The following is a 19,825-nucleotide window of genomic DNA, read 5'->3' as shown; positions in this document are numbered from 1 at the left end:
GGTTCTGATCACATAGGGTGATGGAGAAGCTATGAGTTCATCGTGTATAGAAGAAGTCAACATACAGAGCGATAACTGGTTCCGTATCGCAAACGAACTGTTAAGCCGTGCGGGCATTAACATTAACGGTACCGCCCCGTCGGATATCCGGGTTAAAAATCCCCGTTTTTTTAAGCGCGTGTTAAAAGAGGGCTCGCTTGGGCTGGGGGAGAGCTATATGGACGGCTGGTGGGAGTGTGACCGGCTGGATATGTTCTTTAGCAAGGTTCTCCGCGCCGGTCTGGATAAGCAGATGCCGCGCCACCTCAAAGATACCCTTCGTATTGCAGCAGCGCGGGTGCTTAACCTGCAAAGTCAGAAGCGTGCCTGGATAGTTGGCAAAGAGCATTACGATCTGGGTAACGATCTCTTCAGCCGCATGCTCGATCCCTATATGCAGTACTCGTGTGCCTACTGGAAAGAGGCCCAGACCCTGGAAGCCGCACAGCAGGCCAAGCTGCGGCTAATCTGTGAAAAATTGCAGTTGCAGCCCGGCATGCGCGTGCTTGATATCGGCTGCGGCTGGGGTGGTCTGGCTTACTTTATGGCTAAAAACTATGGCGTCAGCGTGACCGGCGTTACCATCTCGGCAGAGCAGCAAAAGATGGCCCAGTCCCGCTGCGAGGGGCTGGATGTGACCATTCTGCTAAAGGATTATCGCGATCTAAAAGATCAGTTTGACCGCGTGGTCTCGGTCGGCATGTTTGAGCACGTGGGTCCAAAAAACTATGCCACCTATTTTGAGGTGGTCGATCGCAACCTCAAGCCAGAGGGTCTGTTCCTGCTCCACACGATTGGCGCGAAAATAAGCGATAACAACGTTGACCCGTGGATCGATAAGTATATCTTCCCGAACGGCTGCCTGCCATCGGTGCGCCAGATTGCCACGGCCAGCGAGCCTCATTTCATCATGGAGGACTGGCATAACTTTGGCACTGATTACGATACCACGCTGATGGCCTGGCACGAGCGTTTTCTGGCTGCCTGGCCGGAGATTGCTGATAACTACTCTGAACGCTTTAAGCGCATGTTCAGCTACTACCTGAATGCCTGTGCGGGTGCGTTTCGTGCGCGGGATATTCAGCTTTGGCAGGTGGTATTCAGCCGCGGCGTCGAAAACGGCCTGCGCGTGGCGCGCTAATATATACTGATAAAAAACCCCGGCATGCCGGGGTTTTTTATCTTTTTACTCGTTACTCGTCGCTGCCGCTAACCGAGGCGGCAATCATCGCTGCTTCCCGACTGGCCAATACGCGTTCGACCGTATCGACAATGGCCTGGGTCTGCGGGTCGATCTCAATATTGACCTTATGCCCCAGCTTTTTATTGCCCAGCGTAGTGCGCTCCAACGTTTCGGGGATCAGATGCACACAGAAACGTGTCGGCGTGACCTCCCCCACCGTCAGGCTAATACCATCCACGCCAACGTAGCCTTTATAAAGAATATATTTCATCAGGTTGGCGTCCTGAACTTTAAACCAGATTTGACGATTATTTTCTGAGGCCAGAATTTTCACTACCTCTGCGGTGGTAATAATATGCCCTGACATCAGATGGCCGCCAATTTCATCGCTGAACTTCGCTGCACGCTCAACGTTCACCTCGCCGCCAACGCTCAGTTCACCCAGGTTGGTAATACGCAGCGTCTCTTTCATCAGGTCAAAGCTTACCAGCGGGCCGTTGATGCTGGTGACGGTCAGGCAGCAACCGTTGTGCGCCACAGACGCACCGGTCTCCAGCCCCGGCAGCATCGCCTCAGGCAGTTCGACGACGTGGGTGCGGAAGTTGGGTTTCTCATCAATGGACACGATTTTTGCCGTGCCCTGTACAATACCAGTAAACATGCCTACAACTCCTGTAACCATTAATTCGGCGCAAGCCGTTTTGATAATTGCACAATAACAGGTGGAAAAAGAGGTTGCCAGCGCTGCACCCGCCCAGACTGTTTTTTCTCTGGCATATTCGCTGTTCCCCGTTACAATGGTCTGGCTATTTATCCTGCAATTTCTTCTTGCTGCCTGTTACGGCGGCTTTTTCATGCTTCCCTATAACAACAATATACAGGTGTTTCCGTGCAGAAGTATTATATCGAAGCACGCCAGCTGCTGGCGCTGGCTATCCCGGTGATCCTTGCCCAGGTTGCACAAACCGCGATGGGATTTGTAGATACCATTATGGCGGGCGGCTACAGCGCCACCGATATGGCGGCCGTCGCCATCGGCACGTCCATCTGGCTTCCGGCCATCCTTTTTGGCCACGGCCTGCTGCTGGCCCTGACCCCGATTATCGCTCAGCTCAACGGCTCAGGCCGTCGGGATCGCATTGCCGAACAGGTGCGCCAGGGCTTTTGGCTGGCCGGCTTTGTCTCGGTGTTAATCATGGTCGTCCTCTGGAATGCCGGTCATATTATTCATGCCATGCATAACATTGACCCAGAACTGGCGGATAAAGCCGCACGCTACCTCCGTGCCCTGCTCTGCGGCACGCCGGGCTACCTTTTCTTCCAGGTGGCGCGTAACCAGTGCGAGGGGCTGGCAAAGACCAAACCCGGCATGGTGTTTGGCTTTATCGGCCTGCTGGTGAATATCCCGGTTAACTATATCTTTATCTACGGCCACTTTGGCATGCCAGAACTGGGCGGCGTCGGCTGCGGTGTCGCCACCGCGGCGGTCTATTGGGTGATGTTTATCTGTATGCTCTCCTACATCAAACGCGCCCGCTCCATGCGTGATATCCGCCAGGACCAGCACTTTACGAAACCCGACTTCAGCCTCCTTAAACGTCTGGTGCAGCTTGGCCTGCCGATCGCACTGGCGCTGTTCTTTGAGGTGACGCTGTTTGCCGTAGTGGCGCTGCTGGTCTCTCCGCTGGGTATTGTTAACGTAGCGGGACATCAGATTGCCCTCAACTTTAGCTCGCTGATGTTTGTCCTGCCGCTGTCGCTGGCAGCGGCGGTAACCATCCGCGTCGGTTTTCGCCTCGGGCAGGGTTCAACCCTGGAGGCGCAGACTGCCGCGCGAACGGGTTTGGGCGTTGGCGTGTGCATGGCGGTGCTTACCGCAATCTTTACCGTATCGCTGCGAGAGCATATCGCCCTGCTCTACAACGATAATCCCGAGGTAGTGCATCTGGCGGCCCAGCTGATGATGCTGGCGGCCATCTATCAGATCTCTGACTCTATTCAGGTGGTGGGCAGCGGCATTCTGCGTGGCTACAAAGATACTCGCTCGATCTTTTTTATCACTTTCACCGCCTACTGGGTGCTGGGGCTTCCGAGCGGCTATGTGCTGGCGCTGACCGATCTGGTGGTCGATCGCATGGGTCCGGCGGGCTTCTGGATGGGCTTTATTATCGGCCTGACCTCGGCGGCGATCCTGATGATGCTGCGGATGCGCTTCCTGCAGCGTCAGCCTTCCAGCGTGATCCTTCAGCGCGCCGCGCGATAATTCACCGCCAGCCGCCTGCCGGCGGCTGTTTTATCAACGTTTTGCGCAGTTGTTCCGCAATCGCGTGAAATCAGTAATAAAAGTGCTTTTTTCTGCTTGCCAGAGCCGCCGCCTGCCGCTAATATTCGTCCCCGTTGTCACACACAACGTTGCGTTCATAGCTCAGTTGGTTAGAGCACCACCTTGACATGGTGGGGGTCGTTGGTTCGAGTCCAATTGAACGCACCATCCTATATGCGTCTGTAGCTCAGTTGGTTAGAGCACCACCTTGACATGGTGGGGGTCGATGGTTCGAGTCCATTCAGACGCACCAAATCCCTGGCAGTACCCTTTTCAGCTTTATCTCTTACTCATTCTCAATGAAAAAAGTCTGTACTCACTCTTTTACCCTTAAGCTTCATTTATCTTTTTAAAATATTATCTGCTCTTTTTTTAACCGTTCTATAGGCACCTCCATGGATATAGTTTCAGCGTTCCGCAGAAAAGCTCTGCTCACTGGAACATTTATTCATTAAGAGGATTAACTATGAACACAGCTACTGCTACGAATACGATTGCAGCAATCACCGCCGAGCCGCTGAATACCAGACCTGGTGACACTATTATCTTAACGGCCACGGTGCTGGATGACGCTGGCCTACCGGTCTCCGGCGTTACCGTAACCTGGGTTGAACAGCGCACCCAGGTCAAAACTGAAGCCACCACTGACTCATCTGGTCAGGCAACACAGCAGGTAACAAGCGATACCCCCGCAGTTATTGTATATGCAGCCTTTATTGATGATGTCTCAACCGCTGCCCTGACGGAAGCCTGTTTTTATGACGCTAACGTTCCGCCCGTATATGTGCCTAACGGCATGGACGGCGAGCTGGATAAATATGATATTGCCCAGCAGGTTCAGGTCGTTATTGATGCTTTCTCGGCTATTCGGCTCAGAGATAAAGTGGTTTTTTGGTGGGACAATATTCATCGCTATTCAACGGAAATCCACAGCCTTACGGATGATTTTCCGATAGTTATTGATATTACTGATACATTCCCCCCCGCCTGTCTGGCAGATGGAACCTACGAGCTGTTTTATCAGTACTATGATAAAGAAGGTAACGGAGGGGCATCCGTTCCGTGGCGTGTCACCGTTACCGGTGGCGGGATGACGCCGACCCTGCCCGCACCGACGTTTCCTGAAGGTGCAGACGGCTGGATCAACATAAACGAAGCCAGCGACGGGACTCAGCTTAACATCGCTTACAACGACCTTGCCTCAAATGACCAGCTTAGCGTGACCTGGCAGGTTGCGGACGAACAGGGTATTCAGATTACCTCTATAAATATTCCCTATATCGTTACCGCCGATAACGTTGCGGAGGGCTACTGCCTGGTTGACATCCCGGCGGAGGCTATCCCAGGCGTTCAACGCGGCTCAGCGCAGGCGTGGTATGTGATGACGCCAGCTAACGGTGATGACGTTCAGTCTTCTGCCGTGGGTAAAGTCGGCGTCGATACGGTTGCGTAACCTGACTGTCAAACCGTGTTTATCTTCGATTAACTCCTGTTCTGCCAGGCAGGTTGTTTCCCCGCCTGGCTATAAGTTCACCAGACCGAATGCACCTCGCTTTTCTCCTCCGGCAGCTATACTGTAGCGTTTCTGTGCTTAGAAACGGAGGTAAAATGGAGTATCTGGCACGACTAAATATCGTTACGGTGTTGATGTCACCCGCGTTTTGGATCAATCTGGCTATCGTCTTTTTCGTCACCCTCATTACCTACTGGCTGACCAACCGGCTGCTTAGTTTTGTCTATAAGACTATCCAGCAGGCCAGTAAAAAAGAGGGCAACAGCACCCACTCACGCTTTATCGCCTTCGATATCCTTAAGCGCACCAACAAGCTACTGCTCTTTATCGCAGCCTTTCTGTTTAGCCTGCGCTTCGTCGATCTCCCCGATCGCCTGTTCTCAACGATCTCCCACATCTGGTTCTTTGTCATCGCTATCCAGATTGCTATCTGGCTCGATCAGGGCGTGCAATCCTGGATGCGCCATCTGCTCTATGCGCCAGGATCGAATAAAAATCCGGTGACGATGGTTATTCTGGGTATGATCCTGCGCGTCGTGGTCTGGTCAATGATGCTGCTGTCGATTCTGGCGAATATTGGGGTCGATATTACTGCCCTGGTTGCCAGCCTTGGCGTTGGCGGTATTGCTATCGCGCTGGCGGTCCAGACCGTGCTGAGCGATGTTTTCGCCTCTCTGTCGATCGGCTTCGATAAGCCTTTTGAAATTGGCGACTTTGTGGTGTTTAACGACGTGGCCGGTACCATTGAGCATATCGGGCTAAAAACCACCCGTATCCGCAGCCTCAGCGGGGAGCAGATTGTCTGCGCCAACGCCCAGCTGCTGCAGCAGACCATTCATAACTACAAGCGTATGCAGACCCGCCGTATCGTTTTCACCTTTGGCGTGGCGCTCGCCACCCCGCCGGAAAAGCTGCGCACTGTAGGTGATATGGTTAAAACCATTATTAATGAGGTGGGTGAGACAAAGTTCGACCGTGCCCACCTGCTGGCGTTTAATGCGGATCGCCTGACCTTTGAAGTCGTGCATATTGTTAATACGGCGGATTACAACAAGTACATGGATATTCAGCAGGAGATCAATATCCGTATTATTGAAAAGCTGAATGAAAATGAGATTGAGCTGGCGCTGCCTAGCCTGGTGGTCAGAACGCCCGCCCAGCCTGAAGCGATGCCGTTCCCGGTTGCAATGCAGCGCTGGCCTAAAGAGGCCTGATTCAGGGGCTGGTTAGCATTTCTCGCCATCCCGAACGGATGGCATATAATGCTAAAGTAACAAATCAATCGGCTTTTAAAAGGGGTAGCTAATGGAAATTGATCTCGACAACCTGGAGTTTGCCGGGCTTGACGAAGCGCAGGAGCGCAATGCAGAACGTCTGGAAGACGCGGATAAAAAAGCGCAGGCGATCGTCGCCGATGATGACTGCGGCGACGCCTGCAAAATCTGATACTCAAACCGGCCGCTCAGGCCGGTTTTTTATATGTGAACGGGGCAGACGGCGGCGAATTCAGGATGTTGCTCCGGCTCTGGCTTATACTGCTCCAGCCGCTCGAAAAGCGTTTGCACCACCTCTAGCCGCTCCCGCTGCGTGGCATACTCCTGCTGCTGAACAGCATTCTGGGTCAGGATCTCTACTAGCGCTTTCGCCTCCTCAGCCGCTGCGCTGCGCATAGCCGGTGGATAGACAGGGTTTAGCGCAATATCGATATCCATATCCGCCTGCAGCTGGTTGCTATTGACAACGACGCGGCTTGCCGGCGGGAAGGCTTCAGACACCAGACGGTGACTCAAGGCGACCAGTTTAATGTTGTAATCCTGCCGGGGACGATCTGCAGGCCGGGCTAAATCAACGAGCTGGACGATACCGGCCGCGAAGGCAATCGCCTCGCGATCCGGTGGATCGCGCTGGGCCTCAGCCAACGACAGCATTAGAAAAGCAAGCCCCGCCGCCTGTTTAGACTGTACTCCTGCACGCTCGGCTGAAGCGAACCCCAGTCCCAGCACCACTAACCGTCGCGCCAGGCGCAGGTTAGCATCATCCAACCCCGTATCGCTTTTTAACAGCGGGTAGCGCTCAATAAAACCCAGCATCGCCTCCATACCGGCCCCCGCTGGCAGAGCACGATCGAGGCCATTTTCCAGTAGATGAATACGCTGCCTCGCTACGGTACACAGCAACTGAGCGATATTGAGGTCAGCGCTGGCGGTTTCTGGATGAGGGGGAAAGCAGACCCTCTGATAGTGCAACGTGGTGAGCCTGTCCGCTTCTTCGCTTACCGGGTCCGTAAACGCCTGGTTATCTGCATCGCTGGCCCAGGCCAGGGCGAAACGCGCTTCCGCCAGCAGCAAGGCCGGGGGCGCAGCCATCTCTTCAATTTGTGTCAGCGCAATATCCGCCTGCTGACGGTATGCCGCTCTGTCCAAACCGGCCTCGGCTACCACCTCGCCAGCCTGGTAGACGCGATCCAGCAGGCAACGTCCACGCCCTGCCTCATCAAGACTACTGCTGCACGCCGCGGGCGGCTCCGGCGGGTAGTGGCCGTAGGCATGATGAGCGTGTAGAGAGAACATAACCAACAGGAATAGCGCCACGATCTTCTGGCATCCATGCTGAATAGTGAAGAGACATTCTATAATCGACATCAAAGGAGATCCGGCAGCGATCGATCACAGGAGTATAGGCAGGCAGAGCGTGGCTAAAGTATGAAATTATCCCACCCTTTTGTTTCATATTCCTGTGACATACTATCGTGTATGTCAGCACACCTGCGAACAAGGAGATAACGATGCATAACATGGGTGAAGGTTTGACGCCTGAACAGGCCCTGGAGAAGCTTGACGCGCTGTATGAGGAGTCGGTCAATGCGCTACGCAACGCTATTGGCCTGTATATAGAAGAGGGTTCCCTGCCCGATACCCTGACGCGTGCTCAAGGCAAATTTGTCTATCCCGAGCTCTCTGTCTCCTGGGATGGCAATACCACCAATCCGCCTAAAACCCGCGCCTACGGTCGCTTTACTCACTCGGGCCGCTATACCACCACGATCACCCGTCCGGGCCTGTTTCGCACCTACCTGCTGGAACAGTTAACGCTGCTGTACAATGACTATGGCGCGCAAATCGAAGTTGGCCCCTCCCAGCATGAGATCCCCTATCCGTACGTGATTGACGGCTCTGCCCTGACGCTGGATCGCTCCATGAGCGCCGGACTGACCCGCCACTTCCCGACAACCGAGCTGGCACAGATTGGCGATGAGACCGCGGATGGGCTGTTCCACCCTACCGAGCTCTATCCGCTATCGCACTTCGATGCCCGCCGGGTCGATTTCTCACTGGCCCGCCTGCGTCACTACACCGGCACGCCTGTCGAGCACTTCCAGCCTTTCGTGCTGTTTACCAACTACACCCGCTACGTAGATGAGTTTGTGCGCTGGGGCTGTAGCCAGATCCTCGATCCCGACAGCCCCTATATTGCGCTCTCCTGCGCGGGCGGGGTCTGGATCACCGCCGAGACCGAAGCACCGGAAGAAGCCATTTCCGATCTGGCATGGAAAAAGCACCAGATGCCCGCCTGGCACCTGATTACTGCCGATGGCGAAGGCATTACTTTGGTGAATATTGGTGTCGGCCCGTCTAACGCGAAGACCATCTGCGATCACCTTGCCGTACTGCGGCCCGCATTATGGCTGATGATTGGCCACTGCGGCGGCCTGCGTGAAAGCCAGTCCATCGGGGACTACGTGCTGGCGCACGCCTACCTGCGGGACGATCACGTTCTGGATGCGGTGCTGCCGCCGGATATTCCCATCCCGAGCATTGCCGAAGTACAGCGCGCCCTCTATGACGCCACCAAAACGGTCAGCGGCATGCCTGGTGAAGAGGTTAAGCAGCGGCTGCGTACCGGGACGGTGGTCACTACTGACGATCGCAACTGGGAGCTGCGCTACAGCGCTTCCGCCCTGCGCTTTAACCTGAGCCGCGCAGTAGCGATCGATATGGAGAGCGCCACCATCGCCGCCCAGGGCTACCGCTTCCGTGTTCCCTACGGCACGCTGCTCTGCGTCTCTGACAAGCCGCTGCACGGTGAGATCAAGCTGCCGGGCCAGGCCAACCGTTTTTACGAGGGGGCGATTTCCGAGCACTTACAGATAGGCATCCGGGCAATTGACCTGCTGCGCGCCGAAGGCGACCGCCTGCACTCGCGCAAACTGCGAACCTTTAACGAGCCGCCGTTCCGGTAAACAGAGCGCAAAAGCCTGCTTTTTTGCGGGCTTTTCTTTGTTTTTACCGCTCGTTTACCGTATTGCCCGTCACAACATACTGTAAAAAATCATCACGCAAGGCGCTTTTCTTTTTTGCATTCCAGGCAACACCAATATTCCAGTGGATCTGATTTTCCGGCGGCACCAGCAGTTTTACGCCAGCGGGTAAAAAATGCTGAACGCTCTTCGGCAAAAAAGCGATACCGTTGCCACCGGCAACCAGCGCCAAAAGTGTGGGTATATCCTCCGTTACCGTGGCGGGCCTGACGTTAAACTGGTTACATTGGAGAAACGCTGCCGTCTGTTCTGCAAGGCACGGGCCGGAAGAGGGATGCAGTTGGAGTAGCGTATAGGTTGATAAAGCATGCTGAATATTCCACGGTTCAATATGGCTTTCTGCCGGGATGGCCAGAGCCAGCGTCTCCTTGTGAATTATTATTGAAGAGAGGCCTTCGGTTACCGGCATTCGCACAAAACCGACATGCAGGCTGCCATCCAATAACATTTTCATCTGCACGCTGGAGGGGAGCTGATTGATGACCACATCACATTGAGGAAACTGCTGATGGAATCGATTTATCCATATGGGAACTTTATGGAATGATGAAATACCAAACCCCAACGCTATTTTTTCCTGCCTTTGTGCCGTCAGCTCTTTTGCATAATCAAGGAAGTCAATGTGGGACTGTAGGAGCGCATTTGCCTTAGCAAAAAGCAGTGTTCCGAAGTCAGTCAGGGTTGCGCCATGGCGACCACGAAGGAAAAGGTTCCCGCCGGTCAGTTTTTCAAGCGTTTGTATCTGCTTAGAGAGCGCGGGCTGGGTGAGGAAAAGCGTTTTTGCAGCATGGCTATAACTTTTGTTTTCCGCCAGCGTAATAAAAGCACGCAGTAATTTTATATCTATTCCTTTCATTTATTGAACCCTCAATAAAATGGAATTATACAGCCCCTTATAACAGGCATATGATAACTATTTTAGGTGATAATTGAATCTAATTTTCACTTATCGCAGTAAGATCGTTACCCGAATTAATTACCTTCATGAATGCAAAGGGATATAATCATGCCAAATGTTGCTGTTCTCACCAATGATCTACAATACGAGTTTACCTATAAAATCAGCCTCTTACCTCAAGAACTGGACCGAAAAATCGCTGATTTTAATCACTTTCTTAATAACATCCGAAAACTCGACCAAACAGTCATTCATCTACAACTCATTAATGATCCTGACGATCCCACAGTGCAACGACGCTATAAAAATCGTGAAGCCGGTATTCCCGCCATCGCAGGCAGACCTGAAAACCAAATTATTGATGCTATTTATCATCCTTCGGATCTGATAATTGTAAAAGGAAGAGACAGCGGTTTCTTTAATAATAATCTTGACGAAACGTTGCAGCAGCTTGGGGTAAAAACCGTCATAGTGACGGGTTTGCAAACACATGTTTGTGTGCAAACAACGGCCGCAGATGCTTTTTTCCGCGGATATAATGTCTGGATTCCTAATGATTGCGTTTTCGCCCCCTCAGCAGAGGATACCGCACGGGCTTTAGAGTGGCTTGCGGATTACTGCGCGACAGTTGCGCCATCCGCTGAAATTCTTTCCCTGTTGGAGAGATATAACGATCTTCCGGAACGCGGTGAAAGGAGTGCCTCATGAACAGGCATCCTACGCAAGTAGAGAGACCCATTGAGAAGATAGTGCTGGATCATGGTACAGGCGCCCGTCTCAGCCGCGAACTGGTCGAGAAGATCGCAGCAATTCTTGGTGACACCTACCTGGGAACAATGGAGGATAGTGCCTTACTTACGCTACCCTGCCAACATATTGCCTTCACAACGGACTCTTTTGTTGTTACTCCCTTTATTTTTGGCAACGGCGATATCGGTAAAATTGCCGTTTGCGGCACCGTCAACGATCTTGCCGTGAGTGGAGCACGCCCACTCTACTTGACGCTCAGTCTCATTATTGAGGCTGGAATGTTGATGTCTGATTTTGACACCATTATTAAGTCGGTACGTGATACGGCTATTGCGGCAGGGATCAAGATCGTTGCTGGCGATACCAAAGTTGTCGGTAAGGGGGAGGCCGACCGGATCTTCATCAACACCGCCGGCGTAGGTGTTATTGAAAACAACGTCTTTTCTATTAAAAACGTGCGTCCTGGACAGAAAATTATACTGAGTGGCTATATTGGCAACCATTCAATTCACCTGTTATCCATGCGTGAAGGACTTGGATTCGAAAGGAATATTCTTAGCGACTGCGCCCCTCTTAACCATCTGATCCAGCGGCTCGTTGATTCCATTCCTGCAGGAAAAATAGCTTCGATGAGGGACGTGACGCGTGGAGGCCTCTCCGCCGTCCTCCATGAACACGCCCGTGCCGCAAATCACGAGATTCGCTGTGACCGTCGCGCATTACCGATCCAACCTGAAGCGGCTATGGCCGCAGATATGCTGAGCGTGGATGTCATCAATCTTGCCAATGAAGGGTGCCTTTGTCTATTTGTCGAACCTGACATCGCAGAAAAAATCCTCATGCTACTGCAGGCACACCCACTCGGACAAAAAGCAGCGATCGTTGGCGAAGTCATGCCAGTTCCTGAGGCGAAAGTGTGCATGATTGAACCGGATGGGACCCTGACGACTATAGAGGAGCTATATGGTGCCGAATTACCACGACTCTGCTGAGCAATCCAACGCGAGAGAAACCCGGCGTTATCGCATCTGCGGTATTGTACAAGGGGTGGGGTTCCGTCCTTTTGTTCACCGGCTGGCGCGAACTTTTGACGCCACAGGCTGGGTACTTAATGACTCAGAGGGAGTGCTGCTTGAGCTACAAGCAACACCGGTAAATATTTCCTGCATAATGGATGAGCTGGTATTGAGTCCACCGCCGCTGGCCAGAATTAGCAGCATTAAAGAGGTAGAAGCAGAAGATCCTGGCCAGTGCTATGAGGCATTCACTATTCGTAAGAGCCGCCAGCTAACGAATATGGACACCATTATTCCCCCCGACTCTAACGTCTGTCAGGATTGCCTTAACGAAATGCGCGATCCAAACAACTCCCGCTATCGTTACGCGTTTATTAACTGTACGAACTGTGGGCCGCGTTACTCCATTATAAAAGCGATGCCTTACGATCGCACCCAGACGACAATGCGCATTTTCGCTATGTGTCCGGCCTGTCAACGTGAATATAATGACATTGAGAGTCGCCGCTATCATGCACAGCCTAATGCCTGTTCCGTATGTGGCCCTAAGCTGCAACTGGTCTCGCAGAAGGGAACGCCAATCAATACCCATGATATCGTCAGATTTGCCATAGCAAAATTGCGTGAAGGGGCAATTCTCGCCATTAAGAGTCTGGGAGGTTTTCACCTTGTTGTTGACGGCAATAATGAGAACGCCGTAAAGATGTTGAGAATACGTAAACGCAGAGATGCGAAGCCTTTTGCCGTTATGGTGGCTGACATTGAGCAGGCTTTACGCATTGCCGATATTAGCCTTCATGAAAAAGCACTGCTGGAGAGCGTGGAACGCCCCATCGTACTACTACGCAAACGCCAGCCTGGACTTCCTGAGGCCATCGCTCCGCATAACCCCAATATCGGGATCATGTTACCCTCCACGCCTCTGCAATATTTGATGCTGGAGGATCCCAGCCTGTCCGCACTGGTCATGACCAGCGGCAATATTTCAGGTCATCCCATCGTCTTTAATAATGCCCAGGCGCTCGAGCAGCTCGGTGGTATAGCCGACTACTTTATTCTTAACGATCGTGATATTCATACGCGCATAGATGACTCCGTCGTTCGCGTCATGGCGCATCGTGATACGGAAAAATGTACTCACCTATATCTTCGCCGCTCCCGTGGCTATGCTCCCTATCCTATCCACCTTGCCTATGATGTGGGCACGATCGTTGCGCTTGGAGCTGAGTTAAAAACCACCGTCAGTATTGCTAAAGGCAATAAGGTATTCATGAGCCAGCATATTGGCGATCTCAAAAATGATCTTACCGCTACATCGCATATCGACTGTATCAATCATCTGCAAAAGCTGCTTGGTATTGAGGCCTCGACGTTAGCCTGCGATCTTCACCCTGCATTTCGCTCAACGCGGAGCGCAATGAACCAATCGCAGCGTCGTGTTATTCAGGTCCAGCATCATCATGCCCATATGGCTTCCTGCATGGCTGATAATGGGCTATCCGGAAAGACTATTGGCGTAATATTTGACGGCACGGGTTATGGCATCGACGGGACTATTTGGGGAGGCGAATTTCTTATCGGAGATACGAGAAGCGTCGATCGCGCGGCGCACCTTCGTCATATAGCCCTACCGGGAGGGGATAACGCGATCAAAGAGCCTGTCCGGGTGGCTATTTCATTATTAACCGAGATCTATGGTGAATCCCTTCCCGAATACCCTCTTCCCGGCTTAAGAAGTTTATCATTCGAACAACGAGCAATATACGCAAAGATGGCAGCAAGGAAATTCAATGCGCCTGTAACCAGCAGTATGGGCAGGCTTTTCGATGGAGTCTCCGCATTGATGGGCGTCTGCACGCATATTGAATATGAAGCGCAGGCAGCCATTGAACTGGAAGCACTGCTGCAACGCGATCTTAAGATGGGACAGCCCTTTAGCGTTGACATTGTGGAACGTAATGGCTGTTACGAAATAGATTATCGCCCAATGATAAATGAGCTGGTTTTGGCTCTAATGTCAGTCCGTCCGGACCTGGCTGAACTGAGCCGGCGCTTTCATTCCACCATTGTAGAGACGATCACAGCTGTCTGTATGCAACTGTCAACACGCTCAAATACCAGGCAGATTGTTCTAAGCGGAGGGGTATTCTGTAATGAATTCCTGCTTATCAATGCCATGGAGAGATTGAACGCCGCCGGGCTGGATCCTTACTGCCATCAACGCGTTCCCACCAATGATGGCGGTATTTCATTGGGGCAAGTTGTCGTAGCCTCAAGTCTGGTTGGAACATACGATACGCATAACAAGGAAATCGCCCATGTCTAATTATATCCCCTGTGCAGCAGCCGTACTGTTTGATATGGACGGCGTTCTTATCGATTCAAATGCGGTAATAGAGAGAGCCTGGCGTGAAGCAGCGGAGATGTTTGGCAAGATGATATCTGCAGACGATATTGTCAAACATATTCATGGGCAGCCTGGTCCGCATACTATCCAGGCGCTGTTTAGCGACCTGTCGCTGAAGGATCGAGAAAGGGTACAGGCGCATATTATTCATGTTGAAAATACGGCGGACTACGAACCGATCCCTGGTGTAGCGCAGTTGATTACCGCCCTGGATGCAGCAAGAATCAAGGTTGGCATTGTGACCAGCGGCTGGAGAGAGAAAATTGATCGGGTAACGGCCATGCTCGGCGTTCAGGCCTGCATCTCTGTCGTTGTCGAACGTGACGATGTGGCGCGAGGTAAGCCGTTCCCCGATCCCTATCTTCTCGCTGCCGAACGACTGGCTATGCCCGCCGGGAAAACGGTTGTGTTTGAAGACTCAAGAAGCGGCGTGACCTCAGCTGTTGCTGCGGGTGCTTTTTGCGTTGGCATTGGGGGAGTTGAACTGGTGGCGTGCGGTGCCAGACTTACGATCCCCGATTTCACCAGGGTTGAAGTCATCCCACGACTGGACGGAAACGCCGCAGTTTCGTTTTACCCAGGTTGTATAGTAGTAATGGAGACAGCTGACATACCATAGGGAAATCAAAACAGCAAAAAGCAAAAAGCCCGCTAAAAAGCGGGCTTCTTTAATTTGGCTCCTCTGACTGGACTCGAACCAGTGACATACGGATTAACAGTCCGCCGTTCTACCGACTGAACTACAGAGGAATCGTGTGAACGGGGCGAATATTAACGACGAGGCGTGGCCTTGTCAAAGGGTGATTTAAAAAAATCGACCGATTGCCCAATAATTCCCCAAGTGGCACAATAATCCGTTGTGCCCGCCTGGTTACTGTCCATCCAGCCGCTTAACCCGCGGGTACTTCCACAGCCAGCGACCGCTGACCATACGCCAGTAAAAGAACACCCCGCGCACCGCCCAGTCGAGGAACATCCCCAGCCAGACGCCGACCACGCCCATACCCAGCACAACGCCCAATGTATAGCCTGCCACCACGCGGCAGCCCCACATGCCGAGCATAGACACCCACATCGCGAAGCGCGCGTCACGAGCCCCCTTCTGCCCCGCCGGCAGCACCCACGATGCCGCCCAGATAGGCATAAAGGCCGCGTTAAGCCAAAGCAGAACTTTCACGACCTCCTGCACATCCTGTTCCGGGGTATAGAACGAGGCCAGCAGGCCGGCAAACGGCGCGCTAAACCAGGCGATAGCGGTCAGGCCGATCGTCGATAGCCAGAAAACATGGCGCAGCTGGCGCTCGGCCTGGCCAATCTGCCCTTTACCCAGCCGCCTGCCGGTAATGATTGTTGAGGCGGAGCCCAGCGCGTTCCCCGGCAGGTTGATCAGCGCCGCCACGGAGAAGGCAATAAAGTTACCGGCGATGACGTTGGTCCCCATTCCGGCCACGAAGATCTGCGTCAGCAGCTTGCCGCTGTTAAAGAGTACCGACTCAATGCTTGCCGGGACGCCAATACCCATCACTTCCCAGACGATGGCAAAGTTCAGCGGCTTAAAGTAGCTTTTAAGCGTGATGCGCAGCGCCGGGTTAAAGCCGATCATCAGCACCCAAATAATCGCCACCGCGCCGATGTAGCGAGAGATCGTCAGGCCCAGCCCGGCACCGGCAAAGCCTAGCCCCGGCCAGGAGAAGACACCGTAGATCAGCGCGCTGCTGATAATGATATTGAGAATGTTCATGCCGCCATTAATCATCAGCGGAATTTTGGTATTCCCGGCCCCACGCAGCGCCCCGCTGCCAATAAGCGCAATCGCTGCCGCCGGATAGCTAAGCACCGTCAGTTCCAGATAGGTCAGCGCTAGCGCTTTAACCTGCGGGGTCGCCTCCCCTGCAACGACATCAATAATCTGCGCGCCAAAGTAGTGGATCACCGCCGCCAGCACGGCGGCAAAGAGGGTCATGATCACCAGCGACTGCCGCGCTGCTGCTCTTGCGCGCCGTCGGTCGCGTTTGCCCAGGCTGAAGGCGACCACGACGGTGGTCCCCAGATCGATCGCGGCAAAAAAGGCCATCACCACCATATTAAAGCTATCCGCCAGGCCGACACCGGCCATCGCCTCTTTACCTAACCAGCTGACCAGAAAGGTGCTAAGCACTCCCATCAGCAGTACGCAGGTGTTCTCCAGAAAGATGGGTATCGCCAGCGGGGTGATCTCACGCCAGAAGAGAACGCGATAACTTTTGCGTTTTTTATACCAGGACGTGCGTACGACGGCCTGTCGTAGAGCGGCATTGACGTTCAAAATGGACCTTAGCGAGAGTGCGAGAGAGAGAAAGTTGAAACCTCATTTCAAATGATGAGGGAGAAATGCCGATCCTGCAAAGTATTTTGCGGCTATTTTGTTGCCAAAAACATCAGAGTGGCGAGAGAAGCAGCAGACGAACCTCATTGATTCAAATGACGTTTGACAAAATTTTTTTAGCCGCTAATATTCGCTGCGTTCACACGATTCCTCTGTAGTTCAGTCGGTAGAACGGCGGACTGTTAATCCGTATGTCACTGGTTCGAGTCCAGTCAGAGGAGCCAAATTAAAGAAGCCCGCTTTTTAGCGGGCTTTTTGCTTTTTTCTATCCTCAGAGTTTGTCTCTTCACACCAGCAGACTGCGCAGCGATATTAATCCCTTTTTTAGCCACGCTGTTGTGCCTCGCTGAGCGCTTCGCTTATGCTAGGCAGCATCAATTTGATCTATTGCTATAAATCACAGGAAAACGGATGAGTATCACGATTCGTCAGGCCCGCCCGACAGATGCAAACACTATCTACACCATGATCTATGAGCTGGCAGTATATGAAAAAGCGCCGGAAGAGGTGGTGACCACACCTGAAGAGATCGGCGAAACGTTGTTTGGCCCGGAGAGTAAAACCGAAGCCTTAATCTGTGAGATTGATGGTGAGACGGTGGGCTATGCCGTTTTCTTCACCAGCTACTCGACATGGCTCGGCCGAAACGGTATTTATCTGGAAGATCTCTACGTTTCACCCAAATTCCGTGGTAGAGGCGCAGGAAAAACAGTGCTGAAGCATATTGCCCAGTGTGCAGTTGCCCGCCAGTGTGGCCGTCTTGAGTGGAGCGTGCTCGACTGGAACAAACCCTCTATCGATTTTTACCTCAGCACCGGCGCGCTTCCGCAGAGCGAGTGGGTACGCTACCGCCTCGATGGCGATGCGCTGCTTAAGTTTGCTGAAGCGTAAATCAGATATCTGGCCCCTATTTTTAGGCTCAGCGCTGCACCCAACAGCGGCTGGGCTGTTTTGAGTCAATGCTTGCCCGCGACAATACCAGAACTAACGGTTGAAAGCTCAACGGGACACTCATGGTATTTACGTTAGCGCTTATTTAATGATGCCAGGTGTTGCTGTGCAGCTATTCATCGAGCCAGGGCAGCATAATCTCATCTGCTGTTTGATTCTGCACAAAATGAGTTAGATAGCTATTAACGACTCCCGTAAAAGTGGGGTTACCTGTCTGACTGGCTTCGATGCCCCTTTATCATAAGCGCAAGATCGCCATCGGCAGAAAATAGTGCGATGCAGAAAACAATATTGATAACGGCCTGTGCCAGCTCAGCCAGTTTGAAATACCCTTGAAAAACCCAGACGATGAGCGCACTACAGGCCACGGCTAAAGTCCATGCTGCCCATGAGTAGGCCGGATGCTGAGGTGACCGAGTCGCATAGATAAAAACAATCTTCGCGATTATCATCCCTGCCACAAGGATATTAATTATATAACTATAATAAAGCATATTATTTTTTACCTTTTACAAAACCGCGATCGAAAATTGATCCCATCTTTTTCGGACGGGTGCTTAAATACATGAGTAATCGTACCGCTGCTGCGGCACCTATCACGGCACCAACTCCAGGCGGAACATCAAGCGCTAACCCTAATAGCTTACCACTTAGCAGGGATAATAGCTGCGCACAAAAACCTGAGCAGGTAAGGCCAACGATCATAGATGCGGCAAACAGTAAAATACGCGCCCAGACAGCAAAGTCGATCGCCGAGACCACAAATATAATGCTACCAGCAAAAGCAGCTATAAAAATATCTGCGTCATGGCCAATAATAGTTGAGAGAGCCATAATTATTGAGACCTGTGATGGCGTTGGGCCATTAGTAATTATAAATAAGTTATTATTGCATTATCTTAACCCTGCCCTTCCTTAGGCTGACAAAGCCAATGATATTGCTATTGCGGCCGTATAGTGCTCATAAAAAGAGCAAAGTTAATCCAAAAGTAATCATCTTCCTGCTCATTTTTAATGTTTATTGTTCGATAACAATGGACATATCAATAACATTACAATTATAAAGCAATACGGTTTTGGATGAGCGAACGATGTTTTGACACTACTCTTATAGCCTCACAGGAGATTGCCGAATGGGCGTATTACTTGCTAAAAAAATGAAATATTTTATGGTTACGATGGAGGAGCGCAATTTTGCTAAAGCAGCTGAAGCCCTTTGCATAACACGTTCTCCCCTGAGCAAGGCAATTTTTGAACTTGAAGACTACCTTGGAGGCAAGCTGTTCAACCGCACCTACAACAGTCTTGAACCAACGGACCTTGCCGTTGAATATTATCAGAAGTGTAAGCCTATTTACGAAATGATACTGGCCCTTGAAAACGAATGCCGCTCGGGTAGCAATGAAAGTCCGCTAACGCTGCTGTTTGATATTAGCATGCCAGAACTACTCTACCAACAGATTATCATGGCGTTGAAAAGTGAAAACATTTCTTTTAATTGTGAACGTTATGTTGTCAACTTGAATGACATTGATGAAATAGCACGCAAAAATACGCTTGTTATATCATTGAGGGAGATTAGCCCTAATGCCAGCTGTGAAGTTGATAGATGGCAGGGAGATGAGTTAGTCATCTGCATGTCTGACAATTACCTGTCTAATAACAATAAAACCGGTATTTTTATCTGGAAAGATCGCTCAACTTCCTATCTTCAACGCAGCTTTTATCTTCTGGCTAAAGATCATATGCCTGACATCACGTTTATTGAACACAATTTCAACCTTACAGGGTTGCTATATAATGTACGTACGGGAAAAGGGTGTTCATTTCTGACCAGGAAAATGGCCACCATGTTTAAAGTCGACGGCGTCATCTGTTTACCCATAAAAGATCGCCGACCAATTATTTATTTGTATCATGGCAACAATAAGAAAAGCACTCACTATATCGCTCAAATCAAAAGAGTCATAAATATTTTCATTTAGGAATATCGGCTTGTTTATACATATGAAGCGAGTAGCCCACTCGCTTCGGTAAAATCTAAAAAATACGCATCATTGAA

18 protein-coding genes and 4 tRNA genes are annotated in these 19,825 nt (G+C 51.7%); 15 read left to right on the top strand and 7 right to left on the bottom strand.

Annotated elements, in window-relative coordinates:
* The first annotated feature begins 31 nt into the window (after positions 1-31).
* Positions 32-1,180, top strand: coding sequence for a cyclopropane fatty acyl phospholipid synthase (gene cfa, locus WFN61_RS04880; RefSeq protein ID WP_144811953.1), 1,149 nt, complete (start codon positions 32-34; stop codon positions 1,178-1,180).
* A 52-nt stretch (positions 1,181-1,232) separates the two neighbouring features.
* On the opposite strand, the gene WFN61_RS04875 is transcribed toward cfa, so the two are convergent.
* Entirely contained in the window at positions 1,233-1,883 is a 651-nt protein-coding gene (locus WFN61_RS04875; RefSeq protein ID WP_144811956.1) for a riboflavin synthase subunit alpha, read from the bottom strand.
* A gap of 228 nt (positions 1,884-2,111) precedes the next feature.
* On the opposite strand from WFN61_RS04875, the gene mdtK reads away from it, so the two are divergent.
* From mdtK to WFN61_RS04845, 6 genes are all read left to right on the top strand, one after another.
* Positions 2,112-3,485, top strand: coding sequence for an MdtK family multidrug efflux MATE transporter (gene mdtK, locus WFN61_RS04870; protein WP_312634124.1), 1,374 nt, complete (start codon positions 2,112-2,114; stop codon positions 3,483-3,485).
* Positions 3,486-3,636: 151 nt separating this feature from the next.
* Positions 3,637-3,713, top strand: a tRNA-Val gene (locus WFN61_RS04865).
* Positions 3,714-3,721: 8 nt separating this feature from the next.
* A tRNA-Val gene (locus tag WFN61_RS04860) sits at positions 3,722-3,798 on the top strand.
* A 213-nt stretch (positions 3,799-4,011) separates the two neighbouring features.
* Positions 4,012-4,998, top strand: coding sequence for an Ig-like domain-containing protein (locus tag WFN61_RS04855; RefSeq protein ID WP_312178409.1), 987 nt, complete (start codon positions 4,012-4,014; stop codon positions 4,996-4,998).
* Between the two features lie 155 nt (positions 4,999-5,153).
* Entirely contained in the window at positions 5,154-6,272 is a 1,119-nt protein-coding gene (locus tag WFN61_RS04850) for a mechanosensitive ion channel family protein (protein ID WP_337037960.1), read from the top strand.
* A 91-nt stretch (positions 6,273-6,363) separates the two neighbouring features.
* Positions 6,364-6,504 carry a hypothetical protein gene (locus tag WFN61_RS04845; protein WP_144811972.1) on the top strand — a complete coding sequence of 47 codons (141 nt, stop codon included), beginning with the start codon at positions 6,364-6,366 and terminating at the stop codon, positions 6,502-6,504.
* A gap of 29 nt (positions 6,505-6,533) precedes the next feature.
* Here the strand turns inward: WFN61_RS04845 and WFN61_RS04840 are convergent, their stop codons facing one another.
* Complete coding sequence (locus WFN61_RS04840; protein ID WP_337037958.1) at positions 6,534-7,700, bottom strand: hypothetical protein; 1,167 nt, start codon at positions 7,698-7,700, stop codon at positions 6,534-6,536.
* Between the two features lie 143 nt (positions 7,701-7,843).
* On the opposite strand from WFN61_RS04840, the gene WFN61_RS04835 reads away from it, so the two are divergent.
* Positions 7,844-9,298, top strand: coding sequence for an AMP nucleosidase (locus tag WFN61_RS04835; protein ID WP_144811979.1), 1,455 nt, complete (start codon positions 7,844-7,846; stop codon positions 9,296-9,298).
* Between the two features lie 43 nt (positions 9,299-9,341).
* On the opposite strand, the gene WFN61_RS04830 is transcribed toward WFN61_RS04835, so the two are convergent.
* Positions 9,342-10,232 carry a LysR family transcriptional regulator gene (locus tag WFN61_RS04830; protein ID WP_257757389.1) on the bottom strand — a complete coding sequence of 297 codons (891 nt, stop codon included), beginning with the start codon at positions 10,230-10,232 and terminating at the stop codon, positions 9,342-9,344.
* A 150-nt stretch (positions 10,233-10,382) separates the two neighbouring features.
* Here WFN61_RS04830 and WFN61_RS04825 point away from each other — a divergent pair, with 150 nt between their 5' ends.
* From WFN61_RS04825 to WFN61_RS04810, 4 genes are read left to right on the top strand one after another with little or no spacing between them, the layout of a single operon-like run.
* Positions 10,383-10,982, top strand: coding sequence for a cysteine hydrolase (locus WFN61_RS04825; protein ID WP_257757387.1), 600 nt, complete (start codon positions 10,383-10,385; stop codon positions 10,980-10,982).
* Positions 10,979-12,016 (top strand): hydrogenase expression/formation protein HypE, encoded by a 1,038-nt coding sequence (gene hypE, locus WFN61_RS04820; RefSeq protein ID WP_337037955.1) that lies wholly within the window; start codon positions 10,979-10,981, stop codon positions 12,014-12,016. The genes WFN61_RS04825 and hypE overlap by 4 nt, the downstream gene beginning before the upstream one ends.
* Complete coding sequence (gene hypF / locus WFN61_RS04815) at positions 11,988-14,366, top strand: carbamoyltransferase HypF (protein WP_312634119.1); 2,379 nt, start codon at positions 11,988-11,990, stop codon at positions 14,364-14,366. Before hypE ends, hypF begins: the two co-directional genes overlap by 29 nt.
* Entirely contained in the window at positions 14,359-15,066 is a 708-nt protein-coding gene (locus tag WFN61_RS04810) for an HAD family hydrolase (RefSeq protein WP_312634118.1), read from the top strand. Before hypF ends, WFN61_RS04810 begins: the two co-directional genes overlap by 8 nt.
* A gap of 55 nt (positions 15,067-15,121) precedes the next feature.
* Here WFN61_RS04810 and WFN61_RS04805 read toward each other — a convergent pair.
* Both WFN61_RS04805 and WFN61_RS04800 read right to left on the bottom strand, forming a co-directional pair.
* Positions 15,122-15,197: transfer RNA gene (locus WFN61_RS04805), tRNA-Asn, on the bottom strand.
* A gap of 121 nt (positions 15,198-15,318) precedes the next feature.
* Complete coding sequence (locus WFN61_RS04800; protein ID WP_312273857.1) at positions 15,319-16,755, bottom strand: EmmdR/YeeO family multidrug/toxin efflux MATE transporter; 1,437 nt, start codon at positions 16,753-16,755, stop codon at positions 15,319-15,321.
* 205 nt (positions 16,756-16,960) lie between these two features.
* Here WFN61_RS04800 and WFN61_RS04795 point away from each other — a divergent pair.
* Both WFN61_RS04795 and WFN61_RS04790 read left to right on the top strand, forming a co-directional pair.
* Positions 16,961-17,036: transfer RNA gene (locus WFN61_RS04795), tRNA-Asn, on the top strand.
* 187 nt (positions 17,037-17,223) lie between these two features.
* Positions 17,224-17,703: a GNAT family N-acetyltransferase gene (locus tag WFN61_RS04790; protein ID WP_337037953.1), complete on the top strand. Its 480-nt coding sequence runs from the start codon at positions 17,224-17,226 to the stop codon at positions 17,701-17,703.
* 266 nt (positions 17,704-17,969) lie between these two features.
* On the opposite strand, the gene WFN61_RS04785 is transcribed toward WFN61_RS04790, so the two are convergent.
* Together WFN61_RS04785 and WFN61_RS04780 are read right to left on the bottom strand one after the other, a co-directional pair.
* Positions 17,970-18,257: a phage holin family protein gene (locus WFN61_RS04785; RefSeq protein WP_144811995.1), complete on the bottom strand. Its 288-nt coding sequence runs from the start codon at positions 18,255-18,257 to the stop codon at positions 17,970-17,972.
* Position 18,258: 1 nt separating this feature from the next.
* Positions 18,259-18,597: a putative holin gene (locus WFN61_RS04780; protein WP_337037950.1), complete on the bottom strand. Its 339-nt coding sequence runs from the start codon at positions 18,595-18,597 to the stop codon at positions 18,259-18,261.
* A 299-nt stretch (positions 18,598-18,896) separates the two neighbouring features.
* Between WFN61_RS04780 and WFN61_RS04775 the strand changes: the two genes are divergently transcribed.
* Positions 18,897-19,748, top strand: a complete 852-nt coding sequence (locus WFN61_RS04775) for a LysR family transcriptional regulator (RefSeq protein WP_312273855.1) — start codon at positions 18,897-18,899, stop codon at positions 19,746-19,748.
* The last annotated feature ends 77 nt before the right edge of the window (positions 19,749-19,825 follow it).

The sequence above is a fragment of the Pseudescherichia sp. AS216 genome, from assembly GCF_037152055.1.
Lineage (GTDB): Bacteria > Pseudomonadota > Gammaproteobacteria > Enterobacterales > Enterobacteriaceae > Pseudescherichia.
This window is presented reverse-complemented; position numbering and strand designations above follow the sequence as displayed.